Source organism: Mycolicibacterium sp. XJ662 (genome assembly GCF_053484035.1).
This window is the reverse complement of the sequence record NZ_JBEFTL010000006.1, coordinates 54,557-71,273: the sequence shown is the minus strand read 5'-3', so window position 1 is coordinate 71,273 and position 16,717 is coordinate 54,557. Positions and strand designations below refer to the sequence as shown.

At 65.4% G+C, this 16,717-nt stretch carries 15 protein-coding genes, 1 tRNA gene and 2 pseudogenes; 7 read left to right on the top strand and 11 right to left on the bottom strand.

Annotated features, from left to right (window positions below; translation table 11 throughout):
• The first annotated feature begins 80 nt into the window (after positions 1-80).
• The 4 genes from ABQE93_RS17410 (at position 81) to ABQE93_RS17395 (ending at position 3,571) form a co-directional block, all read left to right on the top strand.
• Positions 81-287 carry a helix-turn-helix transcriptional regulator gene (locus ABQE93_RS17410; protein WP_448409369.1) on the top strand — a complete coding sequence of 69 codons (207 nt, stop codon included), beginning with the start codon at positions 81-83 and terminating at the stop codon, positions 285-287.
• A 75-nt stretch (positions 288-362) separates the two neighbouring features.
• Positions 363-1,538: a site-specific integrase gene (locus tag ABQE93_RS17405; protein ID WP_448409371.1), complete on the top strand. Its 1,176-nt coding sequence runs from the start codon at positions 363-365 to the stop codon at positions 1,536-1,538.
• 371 nt (positions 1,539-1,909) lie between these two features.
• On the top strand, positions 1,910-2,821 hold the full coding sequence (locus ABQE93_RS17400) for a hypothetical protein (protein ID WP_448409373.1): 912 nt from the start codon (positions 1,910-1,912) through the stop codon (positions 2,819-2,821).
• A 9-nt stretch (positions 2,822-2,830) separates the two neighbouring features.
• The gene (locus ABQE93_RS17395) at positions 2,831-3,571 is read left to right on the top strand and encodes a DUF8453 domain-containing protein (protein ID WP_448409374.1); all 741 of its coding nucleotides are present in this window, start codon (positions 2,831-2,833) and stop codon (positions 3,569-3,571) included.
• A 27-nt stretch (positions 3,572-3,598) separates the two neighbouring features.
• On the opposite strand, the pseudogene ABQE93_RS17390 reads toward ABQE93_RS17395, so the two are convergent.
• A pseudogene (locus ABQE93_RS17390) lies at positions 3,599-3,842 on the bottom strand (tyrosine-type recombinase/integrase); the annotation flags it as partial.
• Between the two features lie 175 nt (positions 3,843-4,017).
• Between ABQE93_RS17390 and ABQE93_RS17385 the strand changes: the two are divergent.
• On the top strand, positions 4,018-4,239 hold the full coding sequence (locus ABQE93_RS17385; protein ID WP_448409375.1) for a hypothetical protein: 222 nt from the start codon (positions 4,018-4,020) through the stop codon (positions 4,237-4,239).
• Between the two features lie 159 nt (positions 4,240-4,398).
• On the opposite strand, the pseudogene ABQE93_RS17380 reads toward ABQE93_RS17385, so the two are convergent.
• From ABQE93_RS17380 to ABQE93_RS17345, 8 genes and pseudogenes are all read right to left on the bottom strand, one after another.
• Positions 4,399-4,757, bottom strand: a pseudogene (locus ABQE93_RS17380) (helix-turn-helix domain-containing protein); the annotation flags it as partial.
• A gap of 114 nt (positions 4,758-4,871) precedes the next feature.
• A tRNA-Ile gene (locus tag ABQE93_RS17375) sits at positions 4,872-4,945 on the bottom strand.
• Positions 4,946-5,012: 67 nt separating this feature from the next.
• Entirely contained in the window at positions 5,013-5,435 is a 423-nt protein-coding gene (locus ABQE93_RS17370) for a hypothetical protein (RefSeq protein WP_448409452.1), read from the bottom strand.
• A gap of 90 nt (positions 5,436-5,525) precedes the next feature.
• Entirely contained in the window at positions 5,526-6,368 is an 843-nt protein-coding gene (locus tag ABQE93_RS17365) for a carboxymuconolactone decarboxylase family protein (protein WP_448409376.1), read from the bottom strand.
• A gap of 8 nt (positions 6,369-6,376) precedes the next feature.
• Complete coding sequence (locus ABQE93_RS17360; protein WP_448409378.1) at positions 6,377-7,750, bottom strand: metallopeptidase TldD-related protein; 1,374 nt, start codon at positions 7,748-7,750, stop codon at positions 6,377-6,379.
• Positions 7,747-9,270: a TldD/PmbA family protein gene (locus ABQE93_RS17355; protein ID WP_448409380.1), complete on the bottom strand. Its 1,524-nt coding sequence runs from the start codon at positions 9,268-9,270 to the stop codon at positions 7,747-7,749. Before ABQE93_RS17355 ends, ABQE93_RS17360 begins: the two co-directional genes overlap by 4 nt.
• A gap of 34 nt (positions 9,271-9,304) precedes the next feature.
• Positions 9,305-10,141: a CbiQ family ECF transporter T component gene (locus ABQE93_RS17350; RefSeq protein ID WP_448409382.1), complete on the bottom strand. Its 837-nt coding sequence runs from the start codon at positions 10,139-10,141 to the stop codon at positions 9,305-9,307.
• The gene (locus tag ABQE93_RS17345) at positions 10,138-12,186 is read right to left on the bottom strand and encodes an ABC transporter ATP-binding protein (protein ID WP_448409383.1); all 2,049 of its coding nucleotides are present in this window, start codon (positions 12,184-12,186) and stop codon (positions 10,138-10,140) included. The genes ABQE93_RS17350 and ABQE93_RS17345 overlap by 4 nt, the downstream gene beginning before the upstream one ends.
• Before the next feature lie 106 nt (positions 12,187-12,292).
• On the opposite strand from ABQE93_RS17345, the gene ABQE93_RS17340 reads away from it, so the two are divergent.
• Entirely contained in the window at positions 12,293-12,736 is a 444-nt protein-coding gene (locus ABQE93_RS17340; protein ID WP_448409384.1) for a MarR family winged helix-turn-helix transcriptional regulator, read from the top strand.
• Here the strand turns inward: ABQE93_RS17340 and ABQE93_RS17335 are convergent.
• Entirely contained in the window at positions 12,708-13,796 is a 1,089-nt protein-coding gene (locus ABQE93_RS17335; RefSeq protein WP_448409386.1) for an esterase-like activity of phytase family protein, read from the bottom strand. The two genes, ABQE93_RS17340 and ABQE93_RS17335, sit on opposite strands and share 29 nt — an antisense overlap.
• Positions 13,796-14,515, bottom strand: a complete 720-nt coding sequence (locus ABQE93_RS17330; RefSeq protein ID WP_448409388.1) for a VIT1/CCC1 transporter family protein — start codon at positions 14,513-14,515, stop codon at positions 13,796-13,798. Before ABQE93_RS17330 ends, ABQE93_RS17335 begins: the two co-directional genes overlap by 1 nt.
• 118 nt (positions 14,516-14,633) lie before the next feature.
• Between ABQE93_RS17330 and ABQE93_RS17325 the strand changes: the two genes are divergently transcribed.
• On the top strand, positions 14,634-16,556 hold the full coding sequence (locus ABQE93_RS17325; protein WP_448409389.1) for an acyl-CoA dehydrogenase family protein: 1,923 nt from the start codon (positions 14,634-14,636) through the stop codon (positions 16,554-16,556).
• Positions 16,557-16,717 lie beyond the last annotated feature (161 nt).

Here is a 16,717-nt window from a genome sequence, read left to right as displayed (position 1 = left end):
CCGGACACCGGTGTCACCGCGCCGACTTACCGTTGATCTATTCCGTCCACACTGGGGCGGACCGACGGAAAGTAACCGCCATGGAGGACTACACCGACGACAAGTGGATCACACGCCAGGAGCTTGCCGATCGATATGGAGTTCCCGTCAAGACGCCGGCTGAATGGGCGTCGAAGGGCACCGGACCGCGCTACGCCAAGTTCGGTCGACACGTGCGGTATCGACTCAGCGACGTAATCGACTGGGAAAGAAAGCAATACGCCGCGGACAAGCTCGACACCGCATGACTATCATCGCCCCATGATCTGGGCTCCTGTGCGGCGGCAGGGCACGCAGCTGCCGAAGCTGCTCGCTGACTGATCATGGCCGGACGACCAGCGCTGCGGATCGGCGCTCATGGCAAGATCACCCGTGTCCACCTCGGTGGCGGTGTATGGCTCGCCCGTTGTCGTTACAGGGACAGCGATGGCGTCACCCGGAAGGTTCAGCGGTTAGGTCCTCCCGGGATTCATGACCAGTACGGCAAGCTCGCCGAAGACGCGCTCATTGAAGCCTTGGCGGAACGCGGTGAATCCTCCGGTTTTAGCGCCACCGGCCCTGAAACCCTCGTTGTGGACCTAGTTGAGCAGCACCTGTCCCGGTTGGCCGAGGACGGTCGATCCCCAGTCACTCTGGCTACCTACCGATTTGCCGTCGGGAAGTTGCAGAAGTTCATTGGCGGCTTACGGGTCGGCGAAGCATCGCCCGCCCGAATCGATGCCGCGCTTCGTTCCATGCGCTCCGCACACGGGCCGACGATGGCCCGTCAGGCCAAGACAATCTTGCGTGGCGGTCTGCAGTTGGCAGTGATGGGCAACGTTCTCGGCTCAAACCCGGTCCGCGACGTACAACCGCTGCGATCCAAGTCCCAGCCCAAGGGCGCGGTTGGGCTTAGTGCGAAGCAGCTTCGCGAGCTGCTCCAAAACCTCCACGCGTCGAAGTACTGCCAAGAACATGATCTGGTCGACCCGATCACCCTGCTGATCGCCACAGGCCTTCGCCGATCTGAACTGCTGGCCATACGGTGGACGGATTTCGACGCCGAAGGATGCACGCTAGCGGTGAGAGGAAAAATCATTCGGGTTTCCGGCGAAGGCCTCCGAAGGGTAGACGAGACGAAGTCCGCCGCCGGCCGACGCATCGTGCCGCTGCCCCAGTTCGCCGTCGAGATGTTGCGCAACCGCCGCGGGCTGCCCTATCTCGGCCAGCAGGAAGTGATCTTCCCGTCGACGGCCGGCACGCTGCGGGACCCGAACAACTTCGGCAAGGAGTGGCGCACGGCGCGCGAGGAGTTAGGCGTACCCGAAGTCACCACGCATAGCTTCCGCAAAACCGTTGCCACCCTGATCGATGACGAGGGCCTCTCGGCCCGAATCGGCGCCGATCACCTCGGTCACTCCAAGGTCTCGATGACCCAAGACCGCTACATGACACGTGGTCGTGTCCACACTCAGGTGGCCGACCTGCTCGACAGGACAATCGCTAAAAGCGGTGAATAAACGGTGACTAAACAAAAACGATCTTGAAAAATAGGCTCTGAAGTGGGGCGGGCGGGGCTCGAACCCGCGACCAACGGATTATGAGTCCCCAGCTCTGACCATCACAGCTACCACCCCGGTGCCTTGAGCGATCCAATTTCGGCTGTAACACCCTAGCGTGGCTAGCTGTCCCGTTTGAAAATCGGGTCCTTCTGGACAGCCCCAGCAAAGCCGCAGATGGGCATAGTCGCCGAAAAATGTGGACGCAGTGTGGACGCGGCACCTCTCCAGGCAACGAAGTTAGGGCGGTCAGCGCGGCGTGTGGAGCTTGTATCGAACACCTGTTCGTCTACTGTGGGTCTAGCAATAACCCCTAACGAACACAGCAAGTCATGACAGAAACCGCCGACGGCGACTACAAGCACCCGAAGTGTTACGCGAACGCGCACGGCGGATGCTCGACCAAGATCTCCGGCGAGCACTATGTGTCCCTAGGACTGTTCAAGCTGTACGGGTCCAACGATCCGGATTACACGATCCAGCACAAGACCGGCAAGGGTATTGGCCACCCGGTCACGCCAAAGAACTTCAAAGCGAACATTCTGTGCCGAAATCATAATTCGGCACTCAGCCCTGCAGATGACGCTGCGCTGGCGTTCGCAACGTTCCTGCGTCGCGTCGCTTTAGAGTACGACGCCGGTGCCGGCGAGTGGGGCCAGGAAGAAGAGATCACCATTTCCGGTGACGACTTCCAACGCTGGGTGCTCAAGATATTCCTGAACCACGCTGTTACAGGACACTTTGAGGAGCAACAGAACCGCACCGTCAGCTTTCCTCCTGAGGCAATTGACCTTCTACTGAATCGCAAACCGTGGCCGTCGATGTGGGGCATAGCGGTGCCGGGAAGCGCTCGAAGCGTTGACTTTCGGGCTTGTCCGTTTCAACCCGTCGACGTCGTTAACAGCCATTGGTGGGGCGTGCGGCCGTTTGTGCACAAGAGCGGTACTTGGGTAGGTGGCGCGCTAGTTGACCTGGCTCACATGAGTTTTGGGTTGACATTGTTTGATGACGTGGGCTGGCGGATGCCGGGCTACTTCGCCGATGACCCGATCAATCCCATCGGCGGATCGTTGCAGCAGCCCGCGTTCGTCGAGTGGACATGCGAGGGTATCGCGAAGCGGATCCGCTTCATGTGGGATGACCCCCTGCACCACATCGGCATTTCCTACCAACTGACACCGCAAAACAAAGCTGACAGGCTGGCGGGAAACCTGCCTGTTGGGAAACACGTGTGGCTTGAATAGGAAGTCGACATGACACCGGACTGGCTTCCAAACGCGGAGACCTGGGCTGCGTGGGCGCAGTGGGCTACTGCGCTTATCGCTTTCAGTGCCGCAATCTTTGCAGACCAGCAAGTCAAGGAGGCACGTGCAACCCGCGAACGCGTAGCGCAGCCCGACGTTGTTGTCTACGTGGATCATCACGCGGTACGGCACTATTTGGACTTGGTAATCAAGAACTTTGGGCAGACCTCCGCATATAACGTTCGGCTGAAGTTGCCTCCTCTGCAAGTTGCGCCATACACCAACCAGATTACTGGCGAAGAAGTGACTCACTTGTGGGTGCCGAAAACTATTGCGGTGCTTGCGCCTGGCCAAGAGTGGCGCACGGTGTGGGACTCCGCCGTCAGGCGCGAAAGCTATCGGAAAAAGCACAAGGAGGAATTGCGCACGAAATTTGTGGGTGACGTCGAGTTCGATGACAAAGTGGTCCCAGATAAGCCGTCCTACTCGAATCCAATCTCGTTGGACACCAAAATATTTCATAATACGACCTGGATTCACCAAAACGACGGCACGACGATCAAAGATGCGCTGTACGACATTTCCGGCACGCTCAAGAGCTATAAGCGCGAACATGAGGGCATTTGGGTCTACACGGTTCCAGGTGAGGAAGAACGCCTCCGCCGCGAACAAGAGCAGGTGGAAGAGCTGCGGGCACAGGAGCGATTCGAGAGGGAAATCGGCCTGATACAAGACGAACCTCGCAAGTAAGAACCTCTCGAGTCAGTTGGCTAGCCCCTACTGCGCATTCCGCTGTATTGGCACTACTTTTTCCACTGCTGCCGACGCGCCAAATTCGGTGCCTTCGTATCGTCCTCACTGACGTAGTCCGCGTAGGTCCTAAGGGTCAGCACGTAGCTGCTGTGGCCCAACCACTTCGACACCTGCATGTAGTGCTCCCCGCACTCAAGGCCAGCGTGGCAAAGGTGTGCCGCAAGTCATGAAATCGAACGCTCCCGAGGCCAAGGGCCTTCGTCGCCGGGCCGTGACAGGCTCGCGCTTGGCGCGTGCAACGCCTTGCGTGACATAGGAACGCTGCGGGGGGTTGGTTGGGTTGGGCACCGGAGTCACGTTGTGCAGTTAGGTAAGAACAAGACGAACACGCTACAAGGTGAGCTACATTTGCCGCCGTGGGGAAATTAACAGCATTGACGATTGTGTTTGCGGTGGGGATCGTCTTTGCTCCGGCAACCAACGCCGAACAGGGCTCAAACTGCGACTCCAACTACGCGGGTGCCTGCGTTCCGATCGCCAGCGACGTGGATTGCGCTGGCGGAAACGGCAACGGCCCCGAATACGTCGAAGGTCCTGTGAGGGTCGTCGGCGAAGACATCTACGAACTGGACAGCAACGGCGACGGCATCGGGTGCGAAGCTTGAGGCCCGTGAACTTGATGCGGTCGAATGTGGACGCCGTATGGACGTGGAGCCGATTTCCGGCCGTCACGGGGAGTTGCGCACCACTGCAAAAAATGCCGCTTCCTGCGAAAACTTGAAGTGGGGCTGTCGGGCTTCGGTTGATGGTTGACGGATTGTCTTCGGTTGATCGAACTGGGCACGCACCAACGCCCGATACACCGCCGACTCCGACGGCAGCGGCGCCACTTGGCGCTTGGCCAACTCGAACACCAACCGACGTGGCCCCAATACGGTCGCGAACGCCGCAACTCCACCACCGCGGCCTCCACCACCGTCGGCATCTGATGCGGACACCTCACCGGCCGATGAGACCGATCCACCAGCCCCTCGAGACCTTCGGCCTCCTACCGGGCCAACCAGGAATGCAACGTCTGGCGCGACACCCCCACCTTCGAAGCGACCTGCGAAATCGACAACCCGTCGCTGATCACCGCCAACACGGCCTGATACCGCTGCTCGGCCACGCTCAACTCCCTCATCTAGGGAGCGTCAAGGATCAGCCGAAGTAGATGTCAACCATCAACCGAAACACCGTCAACCATCAACCGAAGACGAAATGTCACCCATCAACCGAAGTCACACACTTGGAAGTGTGGGGCGGGCGGGACTTGAACCCGCGACCTAGGGATTATGAGTCCCCAGCTCTGACCAACTGAGCTACCGCCCCTGCGCAGCAAGCCGTGCAAGCGCTGGACAACTCTAACGTTGACCTGGCGCTGGTGTTCCCAGGGGAGTCAGCGCTCTCCGCGCGAGCAGTTCGGCTCTGCCGGCTTTGACGGCCAGGCGCAGACATCGACGAACGTGGTGCGGTCGTAGCCGCCGCCGTCGATCACGCCGAAGACGTCCCCGTGGGTTCCGGTGTAGGTGGCACCACCACCGCCTTCACCGCCCGACGTGACGATCGTGGTCACCGACCATCCCTCGCCTTCCAGCGCGGCTTTGTAGGCGTCCATCACCTCGACCGGCGCTCCATCGACCCGGAAGTGCATGTGGATGCCGTTGTCGGCGATGTCGTCTGGCCCGTTGGTCTGCTGGGAGCCCGCAGGCGTCGGTATCAACGACGGCAGGTCCGCGTTGTTCGCCTTGCTCGTGTTATCGGATGCCTGCTCGCCCGCCTCAGAGCCGGTGCATGCAGATACAACCAGCCCAACGGCCATCGCCGTCACGCCCAAAGCGTAGGTAGTGCGTCTCATGATGGCCCTTTCGTCTCGCGCACAATAACCCCGCGCAGCGCCGAGAGGGCTGTTTCAGCCGTATACCGTCTGCCCGTCGGCGTCGATCAGGTAACGCTCGGTGCCCTCGGCCACCCGCGGCTCATCGGCGCCCAGCGACACCGCGATTTTGTTGGCGGCGTTGCGCATGACATCCAAGGTCAGCTCGAACGCCTGCTCATCGGAAAAATGTTTGTGCACCCCGCGCGCCACCTCCTCCGAAATCTGCGACGGCGACCAGATCAGCGCGTCGACGTACCGCAACGCCGCCTTCTGCGCCTTCGTCAGCCCTTCCGCCGATTCGTACTGCTCGATTTGGCTGTACAGATCCTCCGAACCGCCTCCGTCCAATGCCGTGCTCTCCCGCAGCGATTTGCACAGCCGGCAATTGTGCTGCGTCGCCCCGCGCAACCGCACGACCTCCGTCGTCACCGGATCAAGCTCCCGCATCCGCGCCACCGCCGGCACGAACCCGTTCAGCAGCGCATCGACCGGATCGGTGTCGTGATCCCATTCCACCGCTTCACGTGCACCAAACTTGCCCACCCCCAGCGCCTCACATCCCGCCCATACCCGCGGCACGAAGTCGGCGATGAAGATCATCACCACCGTGCGAAACGCGTTGTCACCCAACGTCGACATGAACTGTGTCCGCTGGTTGTCCCCGATCTCCGACACGTCGACGGAGAACTGCTCGGCGAACGCCGCCACCACCGAATCACGTTCGGCCGGACCGTCGATCGGATCGATCTCCACCGGCAGCGGCGGCAACACCAACGCTCGGGCACACGTCAACCGGATCAACGTGTCCAGGCCACGATCCCCCGACGACAACGCCGCCAACCCCGCCAACCTGTCGGCCGGCTCCTGTGAACCCATGCTCAGGATTATTGCGCTTGGCTGACCGAAGACATGTGAAAGTCCGGTATTCGCAGCGTCGGCATCGCTGCCCGCGTCGCCCAGTCACCCCACTCGCGCGGCAACGTGACCTCGCTGACCCCGGCTTCGGTCGCCCTGCGCAGCACGTCCAACGGGCTTTCGTTGAACCGGAAGTTGTTGACCGCTGCGGTCACCTCGCCGTCCTCGACAAGATAAACGCCGTCGCGGGTCAACCCGGTCAACAGCAACACCGCCGGGTCGACCTCGCGGATGTACCACATCGTCGACAGCAGTAACCCGCGCTCGGTGTTCGCGATCATGTCGGCCAAACTCGCCGTGCCGCCCGTCATCACCAGGTTGTCGGCTGGCACCGCCACCGGCGCCCCGAATTCCGCGGCAGCCGCGCGCGGATACGCCAACGTCTCGATGACCCCGTCGCGGATCCAGTCCACCCGGCCGATGTCCATGCCGTTGTCGAACACCGAAACCCGCTCCGACGACGCCGTCGTCACCACGAACGGTGTGCATTCCAGCCCCGTGGCAGCAGGATCGGAGTACAGCGTCAGCGGCAGATCGGTCAGCCTCTGCCCCACCCGGGTCCCGCCGCCCGGCGCCGACAGCGCGGTGCGGCCCTCCTGTGCGCCGCGCCCGTCCATGGTCCAAGTCAGATAGATCATCAGATCCGCCACCGTCGACGGCGGCAGGATCGTCTCGTAACGGCCGGCCGGCAGTTGCACCGCCCGCCGCGCCCAACCCAACCGCGTCGACAGCTGCTCGAGCATCGAATCCGTTGGCACATCGGCGAAATTAGGTGTGCTGACCCCCACCCACGCGCTGGCCCCGTCGCGCTTGCCGTTGATCTCCACCGAACCCGTCGGTTGCGTGTAGCGTCGGCGCAGCCCGTCAGACGTCGCCACGAACGTCGTCTCCACGATGTGCCTGGCGTACCCGTACAGCTGATCCGGGCCGCGAAACCCGCGCGCGAGACCGTCGGCCACCGGCAGGAACACCTGCGCGCCGGTACCGGGTACCGGATCGTCCCAGTCGCTGGGCTCGGTGGTCGCCGGCAGCGGTTCGGCGCTGTCGCGTGCTTCGGGCGCGGCCGCGGCCGCCTCCTGAGACGCCGCCACCATCCCCGCGATGACGCCCGGGTCCACCTCGCTCGACCGCACGGCCCCCACACGCGCCCCTTTGCCTTGACGCACAACCGAGATCACCGTGGTATGCCGGCTCGTCGACTCGCCGTTGGTGGTCATCGAGTTGCCCGCCCACCGCAGCGACGCGTCCGCCCTATCGGTGACCAACACGGTCGTCTCGTCGGCCTGGCCCCGCCGGGCCGCCTCGGCCAACGCGAGATCGATGACCTGCTGCGCTCCGATCACCGGCTACCGCCCGCCTCGACTCGCGTGTTGAGCACGTTCACGCCCCGGAACAACGCCGGCGGACACCCGTGGCTGACCGGCGCCACCTGCCCCGGCTGGGCCTTACCGCAGTTGAACGCCCCGTCCAGACGCCACGTCGACGGCCCGCCGACCGCCTCCAGCGAGCCCCAAAAGTCCGTCGTCGTCGACTGATACGCGACGTCGCGCAGCTGACCGGACAGCCGGCCGCCGCGGATCCGGTAGAACCGCTGCCCGGTGAACTGGAAGTTGTAGCGCTGCATGTCAATCGACCAACTCTTGTCACCCACGATGTAAATGCCGTCGGCCACCCGCGAGATCAGGTCGTCGGTGCTGACGTCCTCGGCCGCCGGCTGCAGCGACACGTTGGCCATCCGCTGGATCGGCACATGATGCGCGGAGTCGGCATACGAGCAGCCGTTGGACCGCGCCACCCCCAGCCGCGGCGCAAACACCCGATCCAGCTGATACCCCACGAAGATGCCGTCGCGCACCAGATCCCAGCTCTGCGCGCGCACACCCTCGTCGTCGTAACCGACTGTCGCCAAACCGTATTCGACGGTGCGGTCGGCGGTCACGTTCATCACCGGCGACCCGTAGCGCATGGTGCCGAGCTTGTCCGGCGTGGCGAACGACGTGCCCGCATAGGCCGCCTCGTATCCGATCGCACGGTCGTATTCGGTTGCGTGTCCGATGGATTCGTGGATCGTCAACCACAGGTTGGACGGGTCGATGACCAGATCCGTCGGGCCAGCGGTGACGCTGGGCGCCTTGACTTTCTCCGCCAGCAGCGTCGGCATCTCGGCCAGCTCGTCGGACCAGTTCCACACCTCGTCGCCGGCCAGAACCTCCCAGCCCCGCGCGGACGGGGGGCACAGCGAGCGCATGGTCTCGAACGTGCCCGCGGCGGCGTCGACCGTCACCGCCTCCAGCATCGGCAGCACGCGCACCCGCTGCTGGGTGATCGACGAGCCGAAAGTGTTCGCGTAGAAGGTCTGCTCCTTGACCGCGTTCATCAACGCCGACACGTGGTCGACCCCGTCGGCGGCCAGCATCCGCTCGGAGTGCTCACCGAGCACGGTGAGCTTGTCCGTCGTCGCGACGTCGAACGGGTCGATCCGGTAGTCCGACACCCACTCGACGTCGGAATACACCGGTTCGGGGGCCAGTTCGATGCGTTCGGCGTTCAGGGGCGCCAGCGTCGTCGCCACCTGCACGGCGCGCCGCGCGGTTTCGGCCGCCACGTCGGCGCTGAGTTCGGCGTGCGACGCGAAACCCCACGTGCCGTCGACGATCACCCGCACGGCCAGGCCGATCTCGCGGTTGACGACGGCGGTTTCCAGCTCACCGTCGCGTAGCTGCACGAGTTCGCTGGTGGTCGCGTGGATGCGGAAGTCGGCGTGGCTGGCTCCGGCGGCGACGGCGGCGGACAACGCTGCATCGGCGAGGGCGTGGCGCGGTAGTTCGAGAAAGTCGGCGTCGACGCGTCGGCTTGCTGTCACGCCTCTACCGTAACGGCGGCGCCGTCGTGACGAACTAGCCGCTGGTGCCCGCCACCGTCAGCTCCAGGGCGAGCGCGGCGCCGCACACTACCGCGACGATCGCGAACGTCACCCAGTCAATCCGTTTGGGTCGCGACGGCATCGCCGAGATCTGGCCCGCGCCGCCGCGCGCGGTGATCGCGTCGCCCATCTCGTCGGCCCGGCGCAGCGCGACGATCACCGCCGCGGCGAGCAGGTCGATGGCCTCCAGCCACCAGCGGCGGTGGCGTCCACGCCGGGTCTGCGGTCGCTCTTTGGGCCGCAGCCGGCGCGCGGCGTAAAGCACCCGGAACTCGTCGATCAGCATCGGGAACGCCCGCAGCGCCAACGTCAACGCGACCGCCCATTCGTTCACCGGAATGCGCAGCACACGCAGCGGACGGCCCAATGTGGCAACGGCAGGGGCGATCTCGGCGACGTTGGTGGTCCACGACACCATCACGCCCAGACCCAGCAGCACGATCGACAGCGCGGTGATGCGCAAGAAGTTGAGCAGCCCGCCCAGCCCGAGTTCGACCGAGCCCAGGCCGATGACCGGGTCGCCGCCGGCGAACGCGGCGGTGAGGCCGCCGAGGAACAACAAGAACCACAGCCAGCCCGGAATCGTCGGCAGCACACCGCGCGGGATGTGCGCCAGCCACGCCGCTGTCAGCACCAGCGCGGCGACCGCACCGATCGGCACCCAGCCCGGGTAGAAGGTGAGCAGCACGCCGATGGCGGCGACGATCGCGAGTTTCGAGCCGGCCCACAGTTGGTGAATGACGCTGTCGCCCGGTACGGGTCGCAGCAGCACCAGCGGCTTGGGTTGGCGTCGGGCGGTGGGCGCGGTCATGTCATCCCTCCCGCGGCCGAGGGCGCCGCGACCAGCGCACCGCCTTCCAAGTGCAGCGTGCGCGGGCACAGCTCGTCCAGACCGGTGAAGTCGTGCGAGATCACGACGACGGTCAGCCCGGCGTTGCGCCGCAAGTCTTCCAGCAGCCGCAGCAGGCCGCGCTGACTGGCCGCGTCGAGCCCGGCCAGCGGCTCGTCGAGGATCAGCGCTCGCGGGGATCGTGCGAGCAGTCCGGCCAGCACCACCCGGCGCATCTGCCCGCCGCTGAGTTGGTCGATACGGCGCTTGGCCATCGACGAATCCAGGCCGACCATGGCCAGAGCATCGGCGACCCTGCCGCGGTCGCTGGCGGAAAACCCGGCGGCCGAGGCGATTTCGTAACCCACGTGGCTGCGCATCAACTGCAGCCGCGCGGCCTGGAACGACAATGCGACTGCGCCCACCTGATCGGAGGCCGGCGCGCCGTCGAGCAGGCAGGTACCGACGGTCGGAACGGTCAGACCCGCCATGATCCAGGCCAGCGTGGACTTACCGGATCCGTTGAGCCCGTGGATCAGCACGCCGTCGCCCTCGTGGACGGTGAAGTTGATATCGCGCAATGCGGTGGCCGCCCAAGGGGTTCCGCTGCCGTATTCGTGGCCGACGTCGACGAGCTCGAGCACCGGCTTTTCGGAGTGCTGTCCGGCCACGACGGTCGGGATGGGCGCCGCCGACGTCTCCACCATCTCGGTGTTGTCGGCCGCACCGCTGCCTCCGGTGAGGTTGACGGCCCGATCGGCGTTGTCGGCCTCGGCGTTGTAGTGGGTGATGTGCACCAGCGACATGTCGTGGCGTTTGGTGAGCCCGGACAGCACCGACACCAACGACTCGCGGCCCTGCTGGTCGACCATGCTGGTGACCTCGTCGGCGATCAACAGCGAGGGTTCGCGGGCCAACGCCGCCGCCACGGCCAGGCGCTGCAACTCACCGCCGGACAGCCCGCCGGTGTCGCGTTCGGCCAGCCCGTCGAGCCCGACCTCGGCGAGCAGTTCGTGCACGTCGATGGTCTTGCCGGGCGGCAGCCCCCACACGACATCGTCGGCGACGCGGGTGCCCAGCACCTGGCTCTCAGGGTGCTGCATGATCACCGCGGTGCCGCCGATGCGCCCGAGCCCCACCGCACCCGGCCGTTCGACGGTGCCCGACGTGGGTTCGCGGCCGGCCAGCACCAGCATCAGCGTGGTCTTGCCGGAGCCGTTGGCTCCGGTCACGGCGAGGTACTCACCGGGTTCGACCGTCAGCGACAGCGGACCGAGCGCGTCGTCGTCGCCGTTGGGGTAGCGGAACCGCACGTCGCGCAGCCGGGCAGGAACCGGTGCGACGGTGCCGGTGTCGGTCGAGGACTCCAGTTTGTGCACGTCGGGGATGCCGAGCAACCGCGCCATCACCCGCGAAAGCGCCCACCAGCCCAGCAGGCTGATCATCGTGATGGACAGCACCCCGCTGCCGAAGAACAGCAGCGGCCAGTAGTCCAGCGCCGTCGCGAAGTCACGCTTGAGTTGGTCGGCGATGCCCTCCATGTTCGGGATGCGCGAGATGATCGCGGCCGCACCCTCGACGTTCGCGGTGACCGTGTCGAAGATCAGGTGCCGCAGCCGCGCCAGGACGGCCAGGACCGCCACCGACGCCGCGCCGAACACCGCACCGGCGATGACCGCGACGACCACCACCGTCGGCGTGCCGCGACCGCGGCGCTTGACGGTTCCGGTGAGCCCACCGATATAGGCGCAGTTGAACACCGTCATGAACCCGCCCGCGCCGGCGATGAGGAACGCGATGATGCCGCCGGCCACCATCGCCGTGATCAGCACCCGCAGCCGGTAGCGGTAGGCCAACAGACCCATCGGCACGGTGCCCAAAAGCGCCAGCCCCGCCGCGAACGGCACGACGATGGCGATGATCGCGGTGGCCGCCGTCAGCGCCGCCATCACCGCGGCCTGCGCGAGTTCGCCCGGACGCAGCGAACCGGTCCGTCGAGACGGTCTCGATTCCCCGGTCACGGCCATTTCACGATTCTGCCAGTCCAAAGCCGATAAGCTCCATCGGCGCTGCTGTGACCGGCGACACGACCGCGGTTGAGAAATATAGCAAACCTATGTAATTATGGGCCGCATGTCGCCGACGCTCGGAGCCGACCTGCTGGCCGTCGTTGCTCGGATCAACCGCCTGGCCACTCAGCGGGCCCGGATGCCGCTGGGTTACGCCCAGGCCCGGCTGCTGTCCACGATCGAAGACCGCGGCGAGGCCCGGATCTCGGATCTGGCGGCGCTCGACCACTGCTCGCAGCCGACGATGACCACCCAGGTGCGACGGCTCGAAGACGCCGGGCTGGTGTCGCGCACCGTCGACCCCGAGGACGGGCGCGCGGTGCTGATCCGCATCACCCCCAAGGGGGTGCAAACCCTGCATCAGGTTCGGGTGCATCGCGGTGCGGCCATCGACCCGTATCTGGAACGGCTTGACGCCGCCGACCGCCAGACCCTCGCCGACGCCGTGGTGGTGCTGCGTCGACTTCTCGAGGACGCCGCTAAAGCGCGAACGCCAGGAACTGGGTGATCTGGTCGGCCGAGAAGTTGTTGTCGCTGACCAGAACCAGCGACCGGCGTCCGTCGGGCAGGGTGGGGCCGAACGCCAGGCCCTCGACGTTGTCGAGCGGCTCGACGGTGCCCGTCAGGTCGACGAGCAGCGTCTTGGTCATCGGCCGCACCGACGCGTTCTGCAACGACGGCCGGTCCAGCACATCCTCGGCGTCGCCGACGCTGACGCGGTAGATGCGCGCCTCGACGTGGGTGCCGTAGCCGCGTTCGAGGGCCAGGAAGGTCTCGTCGTCGATGGCCAGCAGGTCGGTCACGCCGTTGTCACCGTCGGGCCCGGCGGTGACCTTGTCGACCGGGTAGGCGTACTGCGCTGTCGCGGTGCGGGATTCGACGTCGAAGCGGGTGATCCTGGTGAGCGCCCCGGCGTTGGCGTCGGGTAGCGGGCCGTCGTTGTGGCCGGGGTTTTCCATCGCCGCCCACAGGCCGCGGCCGTCGGGGGTCAACGTGAGCCCTTCCAGGCCGCGGTTGCGTCGCGGTCCGGTCTCTTCGCGCGACATGCGCAGCATCGGCGGCAGCGTGAACTCGCCGACGTAGCCACCGTCGAGATCGGCGATGCGCAGCGACGGGTCGCGCATCGCCTCGCCCTTGCGCTCCCCCTCACCGGACCAGTAGAGGCGCTGGCGGCGAACGTCGACGGCGATGCCCTCCGGATCCGGCGGCACTACCGGCGGCCGGGCGTCGGCGTTCAGCGGCGGGAACGGTTTGCCGTCCTCGTCCAGCAAGGGGTGCGTCGAGACGAATTCGACGTCGTCGACTCCGTTGTCGGACAACGATATCCGTGCCGTGTAGAACCGGGCCGGGTTCTCCTCCGAGCGGTCGTCGCTGATGATGTAGTAGAGGTCGTTCTCTTGGTCGTAGCTCAGCCCGGACAGCCCGCCGACCACCGTGCCGTCGAACGTCGCGCCGTCGTCGAGTTGCAGCTGGCCGAGATATTGCGGCCCGTCGGCGTCTGTGGTTTCGGCGCCGCATGCGGTCAGTATCACCGCGCACGCCAGCGCGATGGCCCGACGGGCGCGCATCAAACCACCGTATCGAGCAGGGTTCCGACGAAGTAGGTCGCCGCGATCGCCACGGTCCCGAACGCCAACTGCCGCAGCGACCCAAACCACGCCGGCTTACGGGTGAACCGGGCGGCGACGCCACCGGCGATGAGCAACCCCAGCCCCCCGCACGCCAGGCCGACCCACAGCGATTCGTAGCCGAGCAGATACGGGATCAACGGGATGATGGCGCCGATAGCGAACAACAAGAACGACGACCCCGCCGCCACCCACGGCGAGGGCTTCTCGCGGGGGTCGACACCCAACTCCTGCACCAGATGAAAGTTCAGCGCGCGTTTCTCGTCGCGGTGCACCTCCTCGGTGGCCGTCGTCGCCGTCTCGCGGGTCATGCCCATCTCCATCAGCATCGCGATCAGCTCGGCCTTTTCGGCTTGCGGGTTCTTGCGGAAAGACCGCCGCTCGACGAGGACCTCGGATTCGATCTGCTCGTTGGCGGTGGTCACGGAGGTGTATTCGCCCATGGCCATCGAGAAGGCGCCGGCCAGCAAGCCGGCGATGCCGCTGATCACGACGGTCTGCGCGCTGGCGGCGGCCGCGACGCCTGCGATCAGCGCGGTGTTGCTGACGAGGCCGTCCATGGCGCCGAACGTCGCGGCGCGCAGCCAACCGCCGGTGACGTCGGCGTGCCGGTGGGTGGTCACGTGTGGCACCCCGGTGGGTGCCACCCATTTAGGCATGCCCGGACCTTTGCATGCCATCGATTGAACTGCACCCGGTTTCTCGGGTGTCACTAAGGTTCACCTGCGTTTGTGCCATCACAGTTTGCAGTGCGCCCTAGCGGGCTACCGTCGAGGTATGACCACCACAGCGGACCACCTACGCAATGCGCTCGACGGCCGTTGGCGGGATGTTAAGAACCGAATGCGCCAGGAACTTTCCACCGAGGTGTTCCGCCCGCACTACACCCCCAACACCGTCATCGCCCGCACCAAGGTGGCCGAGCAGATGCAGATCATGGCCGCCCACGGCGCGGCCGAGGACGGGTTCAAAAAGGAGCACGGCGGCAACGGCGACGTCGGCGCGGCGGTCACCCAGATCGAGATGCTCGCCATGTCGGATCTGTCGCTGATGGTCAAGGCCGGTGTGCAGTGGGGGTTGTTCGGCGGGGCGATCGAGAACCTCGGCACCGAGCGTCACCACGAGAAATACGTGCCGAAGATCATCAACCTGGAGTTGCTCGGCTGCTTCGCGATGACCGAGACCGGTCACGGCAGTGACGTGCAGTCGTTGGAGACCACCGCGACCTACGATCCGGAAACCCAGGAGTTCATCATCGACTCCCCCACGGCGACGTCGCGCAAGGACTACATTGGCGGCGCAGCCGAAACTGCCAGGGTCGCAGCGGTTTTCGCGCAGCTGATCACACCGGACGGCGAGGGTCACGGTGTGCACTGCTTCGTGGTCCCGATCCGCGACGACGACGGCAACGACCTGCCCGGAGTGACCACCTCCGACAACCACTACAAGGGTGGCCTGCCGGGGGTGGACAACGGACGCATCCAGTTCGCTCATGTCCGGATCCCGCGGGAGAACCTGCTCAACAAGTACGCCGACGTTTCCGAGGACGGCACCTACTCGTCGCCGATCGAGAGCGAGGGCCGGCGTTTCTTCACGATGCTGGGCACCTTGATCCGGGGCCGGGTCACCGTCGGGGGCAGCGCGGCGGCGGCCGCGCGGGTGGCACTGGACATCGCCACGCGATATGCGTTGCAGCGCAGGCAGTTCCCCGAGCCCGACACTGACGACGAAGTGTTGATCATGGATTACCTGGTGCATCAGCGCCGGCTGCTGCCGCTGATCGCCGAGTCCTATGCGTTGCAGTTCGCGCAGAACGAGCTGGTGGCCAAGTGCCACGAACTGCAGACCGCCGACGACCCCGATCCCGAAGAGCAGCGCGAGTTGGAAGCGCGCGCGGCGGGTCTGAAGGCGGCCAACACCTGGCACGCCACCCGCGCGATCCAGGAGGCCCGCGAAGCCTGCGGCGGCGCCGGCTACATGGCCGAGAACCGGCTGATCGCGCTGAAGGCCGACACCGACGTGTTCACCACGTTCGAAGGCGACAACCATGTGCTGACCCAACTGGTCGCCAAGCAGTTGCTCACCGAGTACGCCGACGACGTCAAGAGCATGAGCCCGGTGGAGTGGGTGCGCTTCGCCGCCGAGACCGTCGGCACGCGGGTGCTGAAACGCACGGCGGCACAACCGATCATCCAGACGATTCTCGATAATCGGCAGGACAACGAGGAAGAGGGCAGCCTGTTCAACCGCGGCACCCAGATCCAGATGTTCGAGGACCGCGAGGAATACATGCTGTCCACGGTGGCGCGCCGGCTGCAGGGCAAGTCCAAAGAGATGAGCGCGTTCGATGCGTTCAACGCCGTACAGGACCATGTGCTGCACGCCGCGCGGGCCCACATCGACCGGACCATCCTCGAAGCGTTCGTCGCGGGCATCGAAACCTGCGAGGACGAGGAGGCCCGCAGAGTCCTCGAGATGGTGTGCGACCTGTATGCGCTGACGGTGATCGAAGAGGACCGCGCCTGGTACATGGAGCACCGGTTCCTGTCGACCGAGCGCGCCAAGGCCGTCACCCGCGGGATCAACGAACGCTGCCGCAACCTTCGGCCGTATGCGGAGTTGTTGGTCGACGGGTTCGGCATACCGGAGCCGCTGCGCTACGCCGAGATGTTGCATCCGGAGAACATCGTCGACACCTGAGCTGCGGGCGCGTCGGCCCGCCACCCTCCCGGTGACGGGCCGGCGCCCGAAAGGCTCGCCGCGAGCTAGCCGGCGACGAGCTGTTTTGTCCCGTACACGCGCTGGAGAAGCGCCGTGTGATCGAGACCACAGTATCGCGCCCGGCGATGAGCCGCGCGACT

What these genes read in the sequence shown, in the direction of transcription:
- ABQE93_RS17410 (WP_448409369.1), top strand. Translation starts at nt 81, where the DNA reads ATGGAGGACTACACCGACGACAAGTGGATCACACGCCAGGAGCTTGCC.
- ABQE93_RS17405 (WP_448409371.1), top strand. Translation starts at nt 363, where the DNA reads ATGGCCGGACGACCAGCGCTGCGGATCGGCGCTCATGGCAAGATCACC.
- ABQE93_RS17400 (WP_448409373.1), top strand. Translation starts at nt 1,910, where the DNA reads ATGACAGAAACCGCCGACGGCGACTACAAGCACCCGAAGTGTTACGCG.
- ABQE93_RS17395 (WP_448409374.1), top strand. Translation starts at nt 2,831, where the DNA reads ATGACACCGGACTGGCTTCCAAACGCGGAGACCTGGGCTGCGTGGGCG.
- ABQE93_RS17370 (WP_448409452.1), bottom strand. Translation starts at nt 5,435, where the DNA reads ATGGCCGTTGGGCTGGTTGTATCTGCATGCACCGGCTCTGAGGCGGGC.
- ABQE93_RS17365 (WP_448409376.1), bottom strand. Translation starts at nt 6,368, where the DNA reads ATGGGTTCACAGGAGCCGGCCGACAGGTTGGCGGGGTTGGCGGCGTTG.
- ABQE93_RS17350 (WP_448409382.1), bottom strand. Translation starts at nt 10,141, where the DNA reads ATGACCGCGCCCACCGCCCGACGCCAACCCAAGCCGCTGGTGCTGCTG.
- ABQE93_RS17345 (WP_448409383.1), bottom strand. Translation starts at nt 12,186, where the DNA reads ATGGCCGTGACCGGGGAATCGAGACCGTCTCGACGGACCGGTTCGCTG.
- ABQE93_RS17340 (WP_448409384.1), top strand. Translation starts at nt 12,293, where the DNA reads ATGTCGCCGACGCTCGGAGCCGACCTGCTGGCCGTCGTTGCTCGGATC.
- ABQE93_RS17335 (WP_448409386.1), bottom strand. Translation starts at nt 13,796, where the DNA reads ATGCGCGCCCGTCGGGCCATCGCGCTGGCGTGCGCGGTGATACTGACC.
- ABQE93_RS17330 (WP_448409388.1), bottom strand. Translation starts at nt 14,515, where the DNA reads ATGCCTAAATGGGTGGCACCCACCGGGGTGCCACACGTGACCACCCAC.
- ABQE93_RS17325 (WP_448409389.1), top strand. Translation starts at nt 14,634, where the DNA reads ATGACCACCACAGCGGACCACCTACGCAATGCGCTCGACGGCCGTTGG.